Below are 17,049 nucleotides of genomic sequence, written 5' to 3' on the forward strand. Positions count from 1 at the left end.
ATCGCAAGCAGGCGCAGAAGCTGTCGAATTGGTCCCTGGGCAAGGGTAAGCAGTATTTGACCTATAAACTGGAACGAGAAGGGATCGTCCTCCATCTCGTAGATGAATCGTATACGAGTCAGACATGTCCTGTCTGCGGGAAGCGGAACAAAACCACTTCCAGGAATTATCACTGTAGGTGCGGGTACAGCGAGCATCGGGATCTGCACGGGGCCAGGAATATCCTTAGCCAAGCATTATATGGCAAGTTCCTGCATTTTGATGTAGAAAGCAAGAGGAAGTATCTACGGATTGCATAGGCAAGAAGTAGTAGATGGGCTGTTCCGCCCCCGATGTCTAAAAAGACATAGGTTGCTTACTAAGGCAACTTCACAGATACCCCGTACTTGGATATGGAGTAGATCGGGCAAATCCCTATCTACAAAAGGTACATGAAGTTGCCCATGGTAAGAAGCCCCGACTTCAACTCGCGTTAGCGAGTAAGNTCGCGTTAACGTTTCATTAACTTACAGAGGCATGCCGGTCCTCAAGTGAACTAGGAATATCACCTGCGAATTCGTCTGCGCTCCGAGCGTGAAGGTAGTATGTTAATCACGTCAATAATATGATCATTCTCATGGATCGCATAATAAATCAGATAATTCGGCATCCTATGTTTATTCTTGCCGTAGATGATTCTGCGAAAACCATGAAAAGCGCCACCTGTAACCGGTGCACCAATATATGGATTGGGGGCAAGTATTTCATCGATATAGTCAATTCGTTCGGTTTCCTTGGTGTACCACCAATGAAGAGCCGCGCTTCTCCTTCAGTTCGCTGGCGGAGTATCTTTTCATGTCTGGATTGTTCATATACCTGGTTAAAGAAGCTTTGAGCTCCGGATCATTTTCAATTTCTTGTGCTATATCCAGTTCTTGATCATTTTCCAATTGTATTTCGAAATTCTCCACTTCGACGGAGACAAGCTTGCCGTTGATCGTGAAGAGGCCTGATTGCTTACCTTCAAGGGCTTGGAAAAGTTCTGCTTTGGCTTGATCGCTCAACGTACCCATTACCATCACCTCTCGTTCATTATAGCAAAAGATATCGGGAGAATGAAATGTAGGTACCCTCCCCATTCCTACCGCTTGTTCACAAATTCCAAATGATGCTTCTGCAGTTTCCTCCCAATCGTCGAGAGGAAATGAAGGCCAGCGCATGGATATCTTCTTTTCGCTCGCGAAGGGAGGGAATTTTAACTTGGCACATGATGCATCCTTATATGATAGTCGCCTCATAACAAAAAAAACCCCCGCTGCAGCGTTGCACTGCAGCAAGGGTACGTCTATACTTTTTGCGCCGGATAGACGCTCCGATCCAATCCGATGTACTCCGGTCCGAAGATGCCCAGTCCTCTTGCGCTCTCCCAAGCCTCCGGGGCAGGGAAGGTCAAGACGGCCACCTCCATCCCGGCCTGGCAGTCGGGGTTTAGGATCGGCATGCCTGTGTTCCGGTTGAGAATCGTGATCAGTTCCGGGATGACGGAGACGATCTCTCCGCCGCGTCTGGCAACCATGTGCTCGTTGCGAAACCAGATGGACAGCGGGGATGACTCGCCGGAATCGATGATGACCTCTCCCTCGATGAAACCGCCGACATCCTGCCAGCGGGCTTCCCGGATCACCCCTTCGCCCAACAGTTGGCCTCCTCCCGCCTTGATGACGGCAGCGACAGGCGATTTCCCCTCTTCGCATGCCAGCCGCCTCGCCTGGCCGACCCGCTCCGCTTGTGTCAGGGTCCCGGGGATGACGGATTGCCGCAGCCTCTGTCCGTTCACCGGATGGTCGCAGACACCGGCGAGATTGCCCGAAATCGTCGCGAAGGAACGGGCGATCCGTTCGGCATGGCCGTGGTTGACCGTTTCCGTCACGATGATCGTATCGCCGTAGCGATTAGCCAGGGCGAACGGAGAGATGGAGACGCCGAAGATGTGAAACGTCGTATGGGCGAGATCAGGGACGGCCCTTCCGGCGGGGTCGGCGTCGATCAGCGGTACGCCCAGACTGATCGCCGCTTCTATCGCGCAAGCCGTATTGCCGCCCAGCTCCGTAGCCACCACGGCTTGCAGCGGCTGGCCCAGATACGCCTCCAGCGCCCTCGCGGCAAGCGTGGATACGTGCGCTTCCGCAGTCGGCAGCCCGGACAGAACCCTGGCCACTTCCTCGTCCGGCGGCGCCACCGATCCGACGTAGTACGGGGAGGCGACCAGCCAATCATCCGCGACCTCATTCAACGGGACAAGGGTAACCTGCTTGCCCTTCCCATATAGTCCCCGCACCAATTCAAGTCCTTCTGACAGGCTCCCGCCGCCGCCCGTTCCGAAAATACAAGCACCGTGCAAGATATCCTCAACTTCTTGTAACTGTAACGTCCGCAATTTTCCTGTTCTCCTTTCTTCGCTGCTGCCAACAAACTGCATTCCGTTGCCGCTGCGGGCGTTTTTGCCAAATCATTACTCCAGGATTTTTCCTTCCATCTCCGGAATGAACGCGATCAGACAGAGCGTGATGACCATGAACACCTGTATGAACGAGACCGTGGCGTTAAACGCCCAGCCGAGTCCGATCACCATGCCGATGATCGAGGGAGCCAGCGTATTGGCCCAACGCTGGGCACCGGCGCCGAAGCTGTAGCCGGAGACGCGGACACTCGTAGGGTAAATCTCGCCAAACCAGGCGTTCCAAACGCCCCAAGCACCCAAGCTGAAGAAGGCAAGCGCAAAGTTGCATACGTACATTTGGACCATATTGGCCGAATAGGCAAAGCCAAATCCGCTCAGCACGGCCAGGGCGACGAATGTGATCATCACTTTTTTGCGGCCGAATTTTCCCGTTAGCCAGGCAGCCACCATGTAGCTGGGAACCTGGCATAAAGTAGATAAGGTAATAAAGACCAAACTTTGCGACATCGACAGCCCCTTCTGTTCCAGCAAGGTGGGCAGCCAGGTGTAAAGTCCCCAGTAACCAAAGGCAAACGCGAAATTGACCACGGTCTGCAGACTCGTCAGTTTGAGAAACCGACGCCTAAAAATATTGAAATAGCTCTCTTTCTCAGCCGCTTCGACCCATACAGTCTGGCCCGGCTCCAGCTTGATTTTGCCTTCGCTCAAATACTCGATCGACGCTCTCGCTTCTTCCTGCCTGCCTTTTCCTGCCAGCCAGTACGGCGACTCGGGAATCTTCATGATCATAAACGCCCAGAAGCCCACCAGCGAACTTAAGATAATCGCTCCCCGCCAGCCCGCCATCAGTCCGTCTCCCTCCAAGAACAGCCCGGCGGCCCCGAGAGCCAGCAGCGTGCCCAGCGGCCAGCCCGCCGACAGGTAGACGATTCCCTTTCCCCGCTGCTTGACGGGAAGCATCTCTTCAAAATAAGGATATCCCGAGACCATCACGCCCCCAAGCGCTAACCCGGCAATAAACCGTACGGTATACATCATGGCAAAACTGACGGAAAAAGGAGTCACCAAAGAAACCACGCTAAAGCTGAGCAGACTGTACATCAACGACCTTCTGCGCCCCAGCTTGTCAGCAAGAATCGCCCACATGTAGGCTCCAGGGATCATCCCCAGATAGATGGAGCCGATCAACGATCCTTCCTGTACCGGGGTCAAGTGAAAGTCGGCGGCAATCGAACTGCTGAGAAAAATGATCAGCATGTTCTCCCATGCTTCTATGACCGATACGATGAATAACACGATTCCGACAAACAGATGCCGCCTGGTAAACGGCATTCGTTCAAACAACTCCCCCACTTTGATGGAGGTCCCCGCCTTTTTCGATGCTTCCATCCGGATTCGCCCCTTTATCGTCTTTCTTTCATTTTGAACAGACCAAAAGCTTCGACTTCTTCGTCAGGAGGAGATTGGTACCCGACCCGCTTGCTGTGGCCCCAGCTCAGTTTTTGTTTTAGACCGGCTAAAAACTCGGCGTATTTCAGCGAAGCCAGGCTGACGTCGAGAACGGGAACCCCCAGTTCCTGCTGCAGCTGCTCGAAAAAGCCAAGCTCGGCCGTACAGCCCAGAATGATCACATCCGCCCCGTCCCGCTCGATCGCTTCGGCTGCGGCTGTGCGGATTCTTTTCAGTGTCTCGGCGTGATCCCGCTGAAAGTCGAGCACGCCCAGCTCCAGTGGTTTAAAGGAAGCCAGCTTGTCCCCGAAACCGTATTTGTGCACGTTTTCCTTCATTTCCGGGATCCACTTCTGTCGTCCGACAATGATGGAGATGCTCTCCCCCAGCGTTGCGGCGATGTGCAGGGAAGCTTCCGCCGGCGCGGTCACTGCCATGTTTTTGGAGATTTCCCGGCACGCTCGCAGTGCCGGGTCGTAAAAGCATCCGATGATGGCGGCATCGTAACCTGCCGCGTCCGCCTGTTTCACTGCCCGGAGGATGTCGGGCACGACCATCACTTCGTAACAGTTGTACTCCAGGTGTTCCGGCCCCTGTCCTGCGCCAAGCGAGACGACGTCGACGAGGGTATCCGCCTCTTTGATGCGGTCGAAGTGCTCTTGAAACATCCCCAGGTAGTCGTCATTGTACACGGGGTCGATATACAGCACCCTTTTACTCATTGGCTGTCCGCTCTCCTTGCCGGCTCCGGCTTTGGTATGCACGGCGTTCGGCAGTCTCCGCGAGCACCTCATACGTGGCTGGATGGACGGTTACGCCAAATTTCTGCTCGGCCTGCCCGATGGAGATGTACCCATTTTTCGCATCGAGCGCCACTTTTTCCGCGGGCCGGTCAAACGGGTGGCCGTATCCGCCGCCTGTCGCCGTAACAAGCCTGACGACATCTCCCTTGTTCAAAGGGTAGCGGGGGTAGATACCGAACGGTCCGTCGATTTCGCCATTTGCTTTTTCGACAGTAAATTCATTGGGCGATCCGGCTTCCCCGCCCCTCACCCCCCACGGCAGGAATTTGTGCCGGCCAAATGTCACCGTCACCGTCTGGTTGTCGGACAGGGCCCGATACGACCGGACCACGCCGGAACCGCCGATGTATTCGCCGGCACCCGCCCCGTCACAGCGCAAACTGTACTCGTCGACCATCACTCCGTAGCGCGTTTCTGCGATTTCTACCGGCATGTTGTACGTTTCGCCATCGCCGATGCAAAACTGTCCGCGGGCGCCATCCATGCCCTCGCCGGCTCCCCAGCCGCCGACCGAAGGCTCGACGATCAGGAAAGGGTCGCCGGTGACGTGATGCCTGCCCGACAGCGTCACGGCGCAGACAGAGAGGAAGTGACCCGCCGTCAGGCGATGGGGCAGCACGGGCGCCAGCGCCTTCCAGACGAGATCCCCGCCTGCCGAACCACTCTCCCAGTAATTGGATGTCGGCGCCGGGCGCTGCGCTGAGAAGATCAGGCCGGGATCGGTGATGACTTCGAGCGGGCGGAACACGCCGTCATTGATGTCCTGGGAGGGGTTGGTAATCGCCAGGAAAATGGTTCGCACGTCTGTCACCAAGGACGTGTACGAGCAGTTGATCGGCCCCAGCACCTGGGGATGGCTGCCGCGAAAATCGCAGATGAACTTCTCGTCGGTAATCGTCACTTTGACCTGAATCCGAAACGGGCCGTTGCCCATGCCGTCGCTGTCAATGTAGTCTACCGCCTCATACGTTCCCTTGGGCAGCGCCGCCAGCTCCTTGCGGGCGAGCTGTTCGCCGTGGGCCAGCAAATGGTCAATAGAAGCGAGCACTACCTCTTTTCCATGCCGTTCGCACAGCTCGTAAAACCGTCGCTCGCCCGTCCGCAGGGCGGCCACCTGTGCCCACATATCCCCCAATGACAAGTCAGGGAAGCGGACATTGGCCTGGATCAAGTCGACCAGCGCCTGATTGATCACGCCGGCGTCAAACAGCTTGATGCAGGGAAACTGCAGGCCTTCCTGAAAGATTTCGGTCGCGTCGTTGGTAAATGAACCCGGATCCTTCCCGCCCACCTCTGTCCAGTGCGCCTTGTTGGCGGAAAAGGCGACAATCTCCCCTTCGTAAAAGATCGGCATGACCAAGCCGACATCAGAGAGGTGGGAACCTCCGCCGCTGTACGGATCGTTGATGATGATGACGTCCCCGGGCTGAAGCTTGCCGCCGAATTTCTGCAACACGTCGCGCACCATAAAGCTAAGCATGCCGATAAACCCCGCTACGCCGTGCCCCTGTGTGAGCAGCTGCCCTTTGGCATCGGTCAGGCCGCAAGCGTAATCCAGCACTTCGTAGATAATCGGACTCATCGAGGTGCGTCCCAGGGTGTAAAACATCTCATCCCCGATCGCGACCAGCGAATCCTTGACGATCTCCAGGCTGAACGGATCTACTCTTGTCTGCGTCATTTATTTCACCCCTGTGTGAATGATGAGATTGCCGTATTCGTCCACGACCAGCTTCTGTCCGGGATGCAGCACGGTAGAAGTGGATTTCTCCTCGATGATCGCGGGCCCCTCGATGCCGGTTCCCGGAGCCATGGCTCCCCGGTCGTACACCTCTGTTTCCATCCAGCCTTCCCCTTCGAAATAGACGGGACGCCGTTCGATGAGCGCCGTCTCACGGTACCGCTCCTGCGGGTCCAGTTTCTTTAAGAGCGGTTTTTTTACCTTGCCGAAAGCGGTTACATGAAGGTTGACGATCTCTGCTTCCGCCTGCTCCAGCTTGAACGTGTACGTCTGCTCATGCAGGCTGTGAAACCTCTCGACGAGTTCGGAAAGAGTGCGGCTTCCCCATTCGCCGCCCGGCGCCGGAACCTTTACCGTATGCTCCTGGCCGGCGTAGCGCATATCGACGAACCGGGCCAGCATGATGTCGCCTGGGGCGATCCCTTCCGTTTCGTACTGTCTGAGGGCTTGTGACTCGATCGACTGCCATGCCCGGGTCAGCTCGCCCGTGTCCAGATCGCCAAACCGCTTGATGTAGGTCTGGATGTAATCGCGGCGCAGGTCGGTCATCAGCATCCCCCATGCGGAAAAGACGGAAGAAGCCGTGGGCACGATCACCTTTTTGACCCCCAATTCCCTGGCCAGGATCGGCGCGTGCATCGGACCGCCACCGCCGAAGGCCACCAGGGTGAAGTCCCGCGGATCGTAGCCTTTGCGCACCGAGACCAGCTTTAATGCGTTCAACATGTTGGAATCGGCGATACGGATGATCCCCAGTGCCGCTTCTTCCACGGACATGCCGAAGCGCTTGGCCACCTTGTCCCGAATCGCTTGCTCCACCTTGGCCAAATCGACGCGATAGCCAAAGTTTCTCGCCGCCAGCCGGCCGATGAGGAGATTCGCATCCGTCGTCGTCGGCTCTGTGCCGCCCAGCCCGTAAGCGACAGGCCCCGGCAGCGCTCCGGCGGACTGCGGTCCCACTTTTAACGATCCGGCTTCGTCAGTCCAGGCGATCGAACCGCCGCCGTTGCCGATCTCGACGATGTCGACGACCGGCACCTTGATCGGATACCCGGCACTGTGCTTGGTCCGTTCGATGTAGTAATCGGTGGTGATCTTTACTTCTCCCTTGTCGATCAGCGAGCACTTGGCCGTGGTGCCGCCGATGTCAAAGGCGATCAGATTGGTCTCGCCGATGATCTCCCCCAGTACCGCCGCGCCGTACACGCCAGCGACCGGTCCCGATTCCACCATGTTGATCGGCGCTTCCTTGGCCTGGTTGAAGCTGGTGGTGCCGCCGTTGGACTGCATGATGTAGTTGCGGCTGTCCACGCCGCTCGTCCGCAGCTTCTCCTGCAGCCGATCGATGTAGGAAGCAGCCGTCGGCTTGACGTAGGAATTCAGTACGGCCGTATTGGTGCGCTCGTATTCCCGCCATTCGTTCGTCACCTCGTGGGAAGCCGTGACGAATACCTCTGGCCAAAGCCGCTTGATGATCGCGGCCGTCTCCTGTTCGTGAACGGGGTTGGCATATGCGTGCAAATAGCAAATGGCAATCGCCTCGACGCCTTCCTGCCGAAACTGCTCCACCGCCTCCCGCACCTGTTCGCCGTCGAGCGGCTCCACAATCTCGCCCAGGTAGTTCAGGCGCTCCGTCACCTCCAGCCGCAAATACCGGGGAACGAACGGAGCCGGTTTTGCATAGCGGATATTAAACAAGTCGGGCCGGTTTCCCCGGGCGATCTCCAAGACGTCGCGAAACCCTTTCGTCGTGATGAGGCCCGTCCTCACTCCTTTGCGCTCGGTCAAGGCGTTAATGATCACCGTAGACCCGTGGATAAAGGTCTCGATCGCCTGTTTGTCTACCCCGCTCGCTTCGATTACATCGATTACGCCCTGCTCAAAGTGGGGCGGCGTAGTCGGGCTTTTGGCCACGCCGATTTCCCCTTGGTCATCGACGTACACGAGGTCGGTGAAAGTTCCTCCGATATCTGTTGCAACTCTCATGGGGCTTCTTCCTTTCTATTTGATTTTCTGTCAGAAAATGACAGGTGTCAGCACGCACAACAAGGTCGACTCTTCGCTTAGCGGATTTTCGTACTCATGGGGGAGATGGGAGGGAAAATGGATCGAATCCCCCTGCCGGACGAAGTACTCAGCGCCGTCTACTTCAAACAAAACCGCACCGCTGAGTACGTAGTAAAACTCTTCTCCGGGATGGCTGAACGTCTGCTCTCTCCTCTGGTTGGGGGCCAGCGTGACGATCAGCGGCTCCAGCGAGCGCTTGGGAAAATCCCCGCCCAGGCGGACAAACGACGTCGCTGAATTTTCCACGCGAAACGCTTTTTGCTGTTCGGTTTTGACGTGGTAATTAGACTGGGCTTGTTCTTCAAAAAAGGACGACATGCTGACGCCGAATGAGTCGGCGATTTTTTTCAGCGAAGTGATGGCGACTGAAGATGCTCCCCGCTCGATTTGCGAGAGAAAGCTGACGGAGAGGTTTGTCCGTTCGCTGAGGTCTTTTAAGGTCAGGCCGTTTTGGATGCGCAAGTCTTTTATTTTTTTGTGGATTTCTTCCATTTCTTTTTCCTTTCACTCCCATTTAGGAAATAGTAGTACGATGAGAAATATTCTTTCTATTACGGATTGATTACAATATTACTATAATTTATTTTGATATTACAATAAAAATTATTGCCATAATGTAATTTTGGAGGGCATTGAGGAGGGAAACCGAAAAAAATGGGTTCGCTTCGTTCGTGGCACGCCTGCGGGGAAGCGGGGGATGTCCGTCTCCACTCCAAAAAACGGCACGTCAACCAAAAAGGACTGGGAGAAGCTCAACGCAGCGTTTGGTCGACAAGCGTGTGCCGTTTTTTTCCGTTCCGACTGGGATGGCTTGCCAAGGCCTGCGCTCACTCCATTTTTTTCGGTTTCTCGCGGCTTTTCGCCGTAAAAAAAGGGAAGAGGCAGCCCTGCTTGGGCTGTCCCCTTCCTTTTTCTTCCTTTACTAGGGAAGAGTAAGTTTCCCTTTCGTATCGAAGCGGTTGAGATCGTTTGCTTGGATCATTGCCTTTGATACCGTATACAGCGTATCGTCGATATAGAGAATTCGCTCCACATTTTTTAAGCTGTCGTACCAGCCGTCTCCGGACTTCAAGCGGTCCTGTTCGGTCAGATGGGTGATTTTGGCCTGGAGTTTGAAGCCGGAAGCAGGGTCGATCCGGTATACGTACGCCCCCTGGAAAGCGAAACGGCCGTATTGCGCGGGATCATCCTTCTGCTGTTTTGGAATCTCCATGACCGTGACGGGGAAGGCGAGCAGATTCTTTTCCTTGGAAAACAGCAAGGCTTTGTGGTTGTGTAAAAGCTCGGAATCGGTTCCCCGGTCGCCGATGATTTCCTTCCACTTCTCCACCGGATGGCTGACATCGCTTACGTCGAACATCGCCATTTTCATTCCCTGGTACAAGGCAACAGGGGCAAAGCTCCGCTCCGTTCCGTCTTTGCGATCGAATACCACCGTATCCTTGCCGAAGCCGATGATGTGATTTTCATCATACGGGTGCAGGTAATCGCTGTAACCGGGGATTTTCAGGGCTCCCAGTACGGAAGGCTTCTTGGGGTCTTTCAGATCAATGACAAACAGCGGATCCACTTGCTTGAATGTTACCACGTAGCCGCGGCTGCCCATGAAGCGGACGGAGTAGATTTTTTCTCCCGGAGCCAGTCCCTCCAGTTTTCCGGTCATGGTCAACTTGTCGTCAAGAACGTACAAGTTGTTTTTGGAAGTCCGTTCATCGTTCCGCCAGATCTCTCCTGATGTCGCGGCGATCCGCAAGTAACCCGCATGTTCGTCCAGGGAGAACTGGTTGAGAACGTGTCCGGGGACTTCGCCGCTTCCTGAATAGACGGTCTTTCCCTGTTTCAAGGCAAATTTGTAAATCGTGCTGCTGAGGTCCACGTCTGGGGAGGGGGCAAATCCGCGTTTCCCAATCTCCTCCGGTTTCTCTCCAGCTCCAGGGTAGCTGTAGCGGCTGACGACCACGTACAAATTTTGCGGCGAGGCGTACACCGTTTCACCGGAACCGAGGTAGGCGGAAACGTCAGCCGGCTGATCCGGTTTATCGAGAGCAACTCCGGCTACAAACAGGTAGTTGGGTTCCTTAGATGCGGGGAAGTAGCGGATGTCGTCCCACTTGATGACGGCGGAACCTCCGGTTACGGCCGAGTCGCGGTAGACGGGTGCCGACGGCTCCTTCCCGCCCATGAGGATAGGGACATAGTCCAGATACTTGTTGGTCACGATGTACAGCGAAGAGCCGATTTTTCGCGAAGAGAGGTAGTTCCCCTCCAGTTCAACTTCCCTGACCTGGGCAGGTTTTTCTTTGTTGCGGATGTCGTAGACGATAGCTTTTACACCCATCTGTCCATACGGGCGTTTGACCTCCTGACGCTGCACCTGGCCGATGACCACGAGGTGCCCGCCGTCTACGTACAGTTCTTGCGGACGGAAATCGTCTGCGGAGTAGTCGATGGTGCTGACGACCTTCATCTCTTCCGCCGGATAGGCTTTGACCAGCGCGATCCGCTGTTCGCCCGCCAGATAGATGTAAGCTCCGTCCGTTTTTACCACATCTGCTTCATCGACACCGGCTACCTGCACATTAGTGGCGGAGAAGTCGGCTTTGCTATTGCTTTCGGTTTGTGCGGCCACGGGGGCAGCGCCTGCGGAGCTCTTCTCCATGATTTCGACGGTATCAAAGTTCCCCCTTTTTATCAGGTAGCGCTCCGAAAGCTCCATCTCCCCGAGGAGTTGTTTCAGCTTCGCGGCAGAACCGACGACGGGAAGCGTGTCGGCTGCCGCCAAGGCCGTATCGGTCGAAGGGTACAGATTCGGCAGCGCCAAGTTTCCAGACGGGCGTGCAGTCCCCAGTACAAACGCCGATGTAAGGCCAACTGTAAGCAGTCCAGTCAACAGCAAAAACCACGGAAAGGAAAATCGTTTCATACGACACCTCCTGTTTTACCCGTTTGACGACTGCAGGAGGAAATTCGTTCCAATGGGAAACCGCCAGTAAGCCTTCGCTGAACGGATCTTCCTTCTCGATCACGAATGGATGCATTCCGATTGTCCAGGCGAAGCGAAAAAAACGCCCACGACCTTGGAAAGAGGCCATGGGCGCTTGTGCACAACTGTTGGGCGGGAGCCGGACGCAGGTGCCGCAGCCGCTCACTATTTATCTTCGGGTTTATCGTGCTTGTGCATGTACTTGTAGATCTCTTTCAGCTCCCGGTAGGTCCGGAAGGATTTGCTCAGCAGGCGGTACGGCAGGGAGGATAAAAAGTGGCTCATGTCCTGCCTGAACTCTTTGGTGATCCGTTTGGGTTTGGATAGGATGCGGTCGAAGTAGCGGCTGTAGATCTCTTTGGGCAGGTCGGGATGGATGATGCTCTCCTTCCCGCATGTCTTGCACGTCACCTTATACAAAATGTCATTGACATAGATGACCGTATGAGGTGATTCCGCCAAGCAATTGGTGCAGTAAAACTCCGTATCAAACCTCGTCTCGTTCACGTTTCACACCTCCGTACACCTCTTCAGCAACTCCGCTGCAGTCAACTCGTCCAGAACCAGTTTGTCGAAGTACTTCCCGTTCAGCGCCCCGTGGATCGCGTCCACCTTGTTGACGCCGGAAACGACGCAGACGGTCGTAGGAATGCTTTTCAGATCGGCCAACTCGATGCCGATCACCTTGCTGTTGAGCAGGGTCTCGATCTCCTGTCCGCTCTGGTTGATAAACCGCGAACCGATGTCACAGACCGCTGCGTTTTCCCTCAGCTCGGCAATATCTTCCGCTTTCAGATATCCCATCTCTACCATTGTCGACTCGTACGGATTTCCGATACCCAGAACGGCGATATCCACCTTTTTCATCTCTTCCAAAAGGGTGCGGATTTCCGTCGATTCGAGCAGCTGCTTTTTCAACTCGATGCTCTCGACAATCGCCGGGGCGTACAAGAACTCGCAGGTGGCGCCCAGCTTTTTAGACAATTCATAGGCTAACTGATTGGCGTGAATCTCAATTCGATGCCGGCCAATTCCACCGACCAGCGGGTAGATCTTTACCCCTTTGCTCTTGTCGTAGGGAAGCTGGTTGACCATGTGGTACAGCGTCGTCCCCCAGGAGATGCCGATCCGCTTCTTGTCTTTCATCCACTTGGCGAAGTGGTGGGCCGCCACGTTGGCCACCAGCTGCTTGATAACCTCGTCGTTGTCGTTGCCGCCGACGGGGACGACGTAGACCTCGTCCAGGTCAAACTTGTTTTCCAGCTGGTGCTCCAGCTCCACGATGTTCACCGTTTCATCCTTGATGATGATATCGACAATCCCCAAATCCTTTGCTCTCTGCAGCATCTTAGAAATAACCGGACGGGAAACTCCGACTTTTTTTGCGATCTCCGCTTGTGTCAACCCATTGAAATAGTACAGCTTGGCTATGCGTACCAGTTCCCTTTTTTCTGTCCAGTTATCCATCCGAATCCCTCATTTGTATCTGTTTATTCTCTTCCTATTATACCAGAACATGCTAATGAGAAAAGGAAGACAGGTAATGTCTTCCCTTTCATGCTCATTATTTCGCCTTCAGGTCCATCAGCTGGCGAAGCTGCAGGATCATGTTTGTCTCGGTAAATTCCACATCGTCGTAGGTAATGACTTCACCCTGTGCGACGCTGCGGGTCAAGCGGATGTTCGGTCCGATCAGACCGATTGGCAGAGCGTTCATTTTCTGTTTGTCTTCCGCTGTGACGATGCGGCCGTAAGCGGTGAATCCGCCGATGGTGTCCAGCGCTTCCCCTGCTTGCAACGGCTTCTTGGCGACGGCTACCGTCTCAGCCACCATACCGTAGTACGGGGCGATCGAAGGCTCCTTGTCCAGGAAGGCCCGAGCTACGGACAGCGGCGTTTCCAGACTGGTCAAATGGTAAGGGCGGTACAGGATGTAGTTGGGTCCGTCGCCCATTTTCAGGTACTTCATCTCGTGGTGAACTTCTTCCATCGAGGAAGTGATGATCGCAAAGACACCAGGTGCGATGCCGTTGACGAATTCGACGATTTTGGTCCGGTTCAGAATCCCGCCGTTCTCTTTCGTCGTCATCATCGCCGGCAGTTCGTTAACGGTGGCCGCCGGGCCGTGCATGCCCGGGATATCCGGCACAAATCCGGTAGCGTTCGCCACTGCCGTCATCTCAACCATCGTTTTTGTTCCGTCTTGGAAGGAAGCCAGCATTTTCGGGCTTGATCCTTTTGCCTGAGCCTCGGCTTTGGCCGTGTCCGGGTTGGCTTGATGGTTGAGCGGGTTGTTCTTCCCTTTCCCCAGCGCGACAACCTCAAAGCCCAGCGCATCGGCAAAATCGTACAGCTCCATGATGACGCCCGGTTCGTCGCCGGCAGAGCCGGTGTAGACGACATCGGCCGCGTCAGCCATTTCTTTAAGCAGCGGGCCGACCGTCACATCCGCCTCGACGTTCAGCATGACGATGTGCTTTTTGTTCATGATCGCGTCCCAGGCGATTTGCGCCCCGATGTTCGGGATCCCGGTGGCATCGACGATCACGTCGACGTTTTGCAGGCGGGTGACCATCATGGCATTGCTCGTCACGACCACGCAGCCAGCGGCGATCTGCTTGTCTGCTTCATCGAGGTCATTGGTTTCTTTGATCTGAGCTGCCGCTACGCGCGCTTTCAGGTAGGCGTTTTTGGCGTTTTCAGGGAAGATGTCCGCTGTTACGACCACTCTCATTCCCACCATGGCCTCAATCTGCGAGATCAGCCCTCGGCCCATTTGGCCCGCGCCGATCAGGCCGACGCGAATTTGGCCGCCTTCTTTTGCCAACGCACTCAATCGTCTTTTCAATCCTAGCATGGTAATCTCTCCCTCTCCTATTTGTGATTCGACGTCTTGTCTACTCGCGGATGAACTTCAACACTGTGTCCAACTGGATCTGGGGAATCTCTTTTTGTTCAACGTGAATGATCCCGGGCAGCTCCGGGCTGCTGCTGCCGTCGAACTTGATCGTGCAGTGACCGATATCTTTCAGCGTCTCATTGGCTTTGTCGCCGACGCTGGTCACCCGGAAAGCCTGATCATCGATCAGCAGCACATCGCCTGTCTGGACCGTCTCCGTCGCGGCCGACTTCGTGTGCAAGACGGCCATGTCATGCAGTTCCTCGGGAACGTCGTTATTGAAAATGATCAGGGTAGCAGCCTGAATAAAGTCAGGCACCATGTCGCCAATTTTCGTTACCTTGCCTTCAAACAATCCTCTCATAGTGAGCCTCCTCATGCTGAAATGCGTTTTTACTGTCCGCTGTACAGACCAAAGCTGGCCAGATAGGCGATCACGACAGCGATCGGTCCGGTAAACTGCCGGGAGATCAACACGGCGGGAACACCCACCTCAATCGTTTCCGGCTTTGCTTCACCCAGCGTCAAACCGACGGGAACGAAGTCGCAGCCAACCTGCGGGTTGATCGCGAACAGGGCCGGCAGCGCCAACTGCGGGGGAATATTTCCGCGGCCGATCTCGACACCGATCAGCACCCCGACTACCTGGGCGATAACGGCACCAGGTCCGAGCAGCGGTGACAGGAACGGCAGCGCCGCGATAATCGAGATGATCAACAGGCCGATCAGGTTGCCGGCCAGCGGCGAGATGACATGGGCCATAATATCGCCGATACCGGTGTAGAGGATAATCCCGATCAGGGTGCTGACGAAAGCCATGAACGGCAGGACGTTCTTGATGACCTGCTCGATCGTGTCGCGGCCAGCCTGGTAGAAGACCCCGACCACGCCGCCCATGGCACGGCCCACTTTCTCGATGAAGTTTGGCTTTTTGCCTTGTTTCATCTCGGCGACCTTGGCCTTCGCTTCGTCTTTCAATTCTTTTGCCGTCTTGCCCTTGTTGTCGCTGGACGCTTCTTGCGCCGGTGCGGTCGACGCTTCCGGTGCGGCAGCTCCATCAGTTGATTCGATGTGATTCGGTTTGACTCCGGAGACAAAGTTGGTCTCTTTGATAAAGTTGACCAGCGGACCGGATGGCGAAGCCGGGGTGACGTCGACGGTCAGTACGCCCAATTTGGGGTAGACGCCGCAGCGGGCCGTCCCGCCGCAGTCGATGACGACGCACGCCATCTCGCTCGGCTCTACTTTCGAGCTGAAGGCGTCAACGGCGACACCGCCGGTCAATTCAGCAATCTTTTCGGCGACCGGATGAATTCCGCCGCCGGTGACGGATGCGATGTATTTCTTTTCGTCTGTCGGCAGTATCTGCAGCGGGCCTCCCCAGCCGCCAGATCCTCGCGACACCTTTACGGCACGGTAATTGCTCATATTCGTTCTCCTCCCCGCTCCTTAAACAGTTGCCTGCGCTTCCTTGCGCCGGATCATCATTTTGGTGATGTACTCAGTAATCACACCGCGGATCAGGATGACGACGATCCCTACCAGGAAGTAGCGCATGGCCAGCGGCCCTAGCGACAAGCCGAGGTTGGTGATTCCGGTGGCGATCCCCATGTAGACAAACAGCTCAGCCGGATTGGCGTGCGGGAACAGCCCGGTAATCGGGTGACAAAACGAAACGGTTGAATCGTAAAACGCCGGCTTTTGATGCTCCGGCAAAAATCTGCCGAAGGTGTAGGCCATCGGGTTGGTCAAGAAAAACATGGACAAGACCGGAAACACCGTGTACCGGAGAATGATGTTGCCGGTACACATTCTGGCGAAGCGCTCAATTCGCTCTTCCCCGACAAATTTGATGAAAGCGTTTACGGCGGTAATTAAACAAATAAGTGTAGGAATAATGCCTGTGACAAGGCCTACAAATTGTTCCCCGCCTTTTTGAAACATGCCAATGAATCCTTCTGCAAGATGTACGAAGAAATCCATTTATTTGTCCTCCTCTCAAATACTGGGGAGCTGTAGATGAAAAAAACCAGATGGCTTTCCATCTGGCCCGCGGCCCCATTGTCTTATCCAATTCGCTCTGCTGCAACTTCAACTTCCACTTCCTGTTGTTTCGCTTGTTCTTGCTTAATCTTGTCAATCGCCATGTTAAGCGCGATTTGTTTTGGCCCTTTGGGAGCAGCGACGCGACACTCTTCAATCGATTTGCCGGTCAGTCCGGAAACTTCCCGGAATCTCGCAAAGACGGAAACGCCAGCCATCTGCCTGCATCTCGTCACCTGGCCGTGCTCATCTGTCACCAAAATCACTACGGCTCCTGTGCCAAAGCGCTTTTTACTGACACCTACGCCCAAAAATCCGGATACCTGCTGCCGCATTTCGTGAAATTGCTGCTTGAAGTGATTTGACTGAACGACCGTTAGCCCGATTTGCAAAAACCATAAACCGACGAAGATGGCAATAAATACGCCCCACTGTGCCAACATTACCACCCCCCTGTTTTCAAATGTTCTATCTACTTACAATTGTAAACGCCATCACCATGCTCGTCAATAAGAAAAGTTTTTAATGAAGCCCTTTCGAAGAAGCCGGTTCTTCTCAGCAGACACTTTTACCGAGGCCAATGCCGGATGCAGACGCTGAGGTACTTCGTCATGCAGGATAAGG

17 protein-coding genes are annotated in these 17,049 nt (G+C 55.1%); 1 reads left to right on the plus strand and 16 read right to left on the minus strand.

Annotated elements, in window-relative coordinates; genetic code table 11:
* Nucleotides 1-299 (plus strand): zinc ribbon domain-containing protein (locus tag ACI7RC_RS26735; protein ID WP_408111211.1); only part of this gene is annotated, 299 nt, incomplete at its 5' end.
* A gap of 245 nt (nucleotides 300-544) precedes the next feature.
* Here ACI7RC_RS26735 and ACI7RC_RS26740 read toward each other — a convergent pair.
* The 16 genes from ACI7RC_RS26740 to ACI7RC_RS26815 form a co-directional block, all read right to left on the minus strand.
* Nucleotides 545-760 carry a type II toxin-antitoxin system RelE/ParE family toxin gene (locus ACI7RC_RS26740; RefSeq protein ID WP_408111227.1) on the minus strand — a complete coding sequence of 72 codons (216 nt, stop codon included), beginning with the start codon at nucleotides 758-760 and terminating at the stop codon, nucleotides 545-547.
* Nucleotides 756-1,199 (minus strand): hypothetical protein, encoded by a 444-nt coding sequence (locus ACI7RC_RS26745; RefSeq protein WP_408111212.1) that lies wholly within the window; start codon nucleotides 1,197-1,199, stop codon nucleotides 756-758. Before ACI7RC_RS26745 ends, ACI7RC_RS26740 begins: the two co-directional genes overlap by 5 nt.
* A gap of 125 nt (nucleotides 1,200-1,324) precedes the next feature.
* The gene (locus ACI7RC_RS26750; protein WP_408111213.1) at nucleotides 1,325-2,416 is read right to left on the minus strand and encodes an S-methyl thiohydantoin desulfurase family protein; all 1,092 of its coding nucleotides are present in this window, start codon (nucleotides 2,414-2,416) and stop codon (nucleotides 1,325-1,327) included.
* A gap of 75 nt (nucleotides 2,417-2,491) precedes the next feature.
* Entirely contained in the window at nucleotides 2,492-3,829 is a 1,338-nt protein-coding gene (locus ACI7RC_RS26755; protein ID WP_408111214.1) for an MFS transporter, read from the minus strand.
* A gap of 14 nt (nucleotides 3,830-3,843) precedes the next feature.
* A complete protein-coding gene (locus ACI7RC_RS26760) occupies nucleotides 3,844-4,611 on the minus strand; it encodes an aspartate/glutamate racemase family protein (protein WP_408111215.1) in 768 nt (255 codons plus the stop codon).
* The gene (locus ACI7RC_RS26765) at nucleotides 4,604-6,373 is read right to left on the minus strand and encodes a hydantoinase B/oxoprolinase family protein (protein WP_408111216.1); all 1,770 of its coding nucleotides are present in this window, start codon (nucleotides 6,371-6,373) and stop codon (nucleotides 4,604-4,606) included. The genes ACI7RC_RS26760 and ACI7RC_RS26765 overlap by 8 nt, the downstream gene beginning before the upstream one ends.
* On the minus strand, nucleotides 6,374-8,419 hold the full coding sequence (locus ACI7RC_RS26770; protein WP_408111217.1) for a hydantoinase/oxoprolinase family protein: 2,046 nt from the start codon (nucleotides 8,417-8,419) through the stop codon (nucleotides 6,374-6,376).
* A 30-nt stretch (nucleotides 8,420-8,449) separates the two neighbouring features.
* A complete protein-coding gene (locus ACI7RC_RS26775) occupies nucleotides 8,450-8,992 on the minus strand; it encodes a helix-turn-helix domain-containing protein (RefSeq protein WP_408111218.1) in 543 nt (180 codons plus the stop codon).
* 430 nt (nucleotides 8,993-9,422) lie between these two features.
* Nucleotides 9,423-11,423, minus strand: coding sequence for a beta-propeller domain-containing protein (locus ACI7RC_RS26780; RefSeq protein ID WP_408111219.1), 2,001 nt, complete (start codon nucleotides 11,421-11,423; stop codon nucleotides 9,423-9,425).
* 225 nt (nucleotides 11,424-11,648) lie between these two features.
* Complete coding sequence (locus ACI7RC_RS26785; protein ID WP_408111220.1) at nucleotides 11,649-11,990, minus strand: hypothetical protein; 342 nt, start codon at nucleotides 11,988-11,990, stop codon at nucleotides 11,649-11,651.
* 3 nt (nucleotides 11,991-11,993) lie between these two features.
* Nucleotides 11,994-12,950: a sugar-binding transcriptional regulator gene (locus ACI7RC_RS26790; protein WP_408111221.1), complete on the minus strand. Its 957-nt coding sequence runs from the start codon at nucleotides 12,948-12,950 to the stop codon at nucleotides 11,994-11,996.
* A gap of 97 nt (nucleotides 12,951-13,047) precedes the next feature.
* Nucleotides 13,048-14,340 (minus strand): NAD(P)H-dependent oxidoreductase, encoded by a 1,293-nt coding sequence (locus ACI7RC_RS26795; protein WP_408111222.1) that lies wholly within the window; start codon nucleotides 14,338-14,340, stop codon nucleotides 13,048-13,050.
* A 40-nt stretch (nucleotides 14,341-14,380) separates the two neighbouring features.
* Nucleotides 14,381-14,746 carry a PTS glucitol/sorbitol transporter subunit IIA gene (locus tag ACI7RC_RS26800; RefSeq protein ID WP_408111223.1) on the minus strand — a complete coding sequence of 122 codons (366 nt, stop codon included), beginning with the start codon at nucleotides 14,744-14,746 and terminating at the stop codon, nucleotides 14,381-14,383.
* A gap of 29 nt (nucleotides 14,747-14,775) precedes the next feature.
* Entirely contained in the window at nucleotides 14,776-15,810 is a 1,035-nt protein-coding gene (gene srlE, locus ACI7RC_RS26805) for a PTS glucitol/sorbitol transporter subunit IIB (RefSeq protein WP_408111224.1), read from the minus strand.
* Between the two features lie 21 nt (nucleotides 15,811-15,831).
* A complete protein-coding gene (gene srlA / locus ACI7RC_RS26810; RefSeq protein ID WP_408111225.1) occupies nucleotides 15,832-16,365 on the minus strand; it encodes a PTS glucitol/sorbitol transporter subunit IIC in 534 nt (177 codons plus the stop codon).
* 83 nt (nucleotides 16,366-16,448) lie between these two features.
* Nucleotides 16,449-16,868, minus strand: coding sequence for a transcriptional regulator GutM (locus tag ACI7RC_RS26815; RefSeq protein WP_408111226.1), 420 nt, complete (start codon nucleotides 16,866-16,868; stop codon nucleotides 16,449-16,451).
* Nucleotides 16,869-17,049 lie beyond the last annotated feature (181 nt).

This window comes from Brevibacillus sp. B_LB10_24, assembly GCF_046036945.1.
Lineage (GTDB): Bacteria > Bacillota > Bacilli > Brevibacillales > Brevibacillaceae > Brevibacillus_C.

Excerpts from the sequence above, each read along its gene's own strand:
- ACI7RC_RS26745 (WP_408111212.1), bottom strand. The coding sequence starts at position 1,199 with ATGCGCTGGCCTTCATTTCCTCTCGACGATTGGGAGGAAACTGCAGAA.
- ACI7RC_RS26755 (WP_408111214.1), bottom strand. The coding sequence starts at position 3,829 with ATGGAAGCATCGAAAAAGGCGGGGACCTCCATCAAAGTGGGGGAGTTG.
- ACI7RC_RS26760 (WP_408111215.1), bottom strand. The coding sequence starts at position 4,611 with ATGAGTAAAAGGGTGCTGTATATCGACCCCGTGTACAATGACGACTAC.
- ACI7RC_RS26765 (WP_408111216.1), bottom strand. The coding sequence starts at position 6,373 with ATGACGCAGACAAGAGTAGATCCGTTCAGCCTGGAGATCGTCAAGGAT.
- ACI7RC_RS26770 (WP_408111217.1), bottom strand. The coding sequence starts at position 8,419 with ATGAGAGTTGCAACAGATATCGGAGGAACTTTCACCGACCTCGTGTAC.
- ACI7RC_RS26775 (WP_408111218.1), bottom strand. The coding sequence starts at position 8,992 with ATGGAAGAAATCCACAAAAAAATAAAAGACTTGCGCATCCAAAACGGC.
- ACI7RC_RS26780 (WP_408111219.1), bottom strand. The coding sequence starts at position 11,423 with ATGAAACGATTTTCCTTTCCGTGGTTTTTGCTGTTGACTGGACTGCTT.
- ACI7RC_RS26790 (WP_408111221.1), bottom strand. The coding sequence starts at position 12,950 with ATGGATAACTGGACAGAAAAAAGGGAACTGGTACGCATAGCCAAGCTG.
- ACI7RC_RS26795 (WP_408111222.1), bottom strand. The coding sequence starts at position 14,340 with ATGCTAGGATTGAAAAGACGATTGAGTGCGTTGGCAAAAGAAGGCGGC.
- ACI7RC_RS26800 (WP_408111223.1), bottom strand. The coding sequence starts at position 14,746 with ATGAGAGGATTGTTTGAAGGCAAGGTAACGAAAATTGGCGACATGGTG.
- srlE (WP_408111224.1), bottom strand. The coding sequence starts at position 15,810 with ATGAGCAATTACCGTGCCGTAAAGGTGTCGCGAGGATCTGGCGGCTGG.
- srlA (WP_408111225.1), bottom strand. The coding sequence starts at position 16,365 with ATGGATTTCTTCGTACATCTTGCAGAAGGATTCATTGGCATGTTTCAA.
- ACI7RC_RS26815 (WP_408111226.1), bottom strand. The coding sequence starts at position 16,868 with ATGTTGGCACAGTGGGGCGTATTTATTGCCATCTTCGTCGGTTTATGG.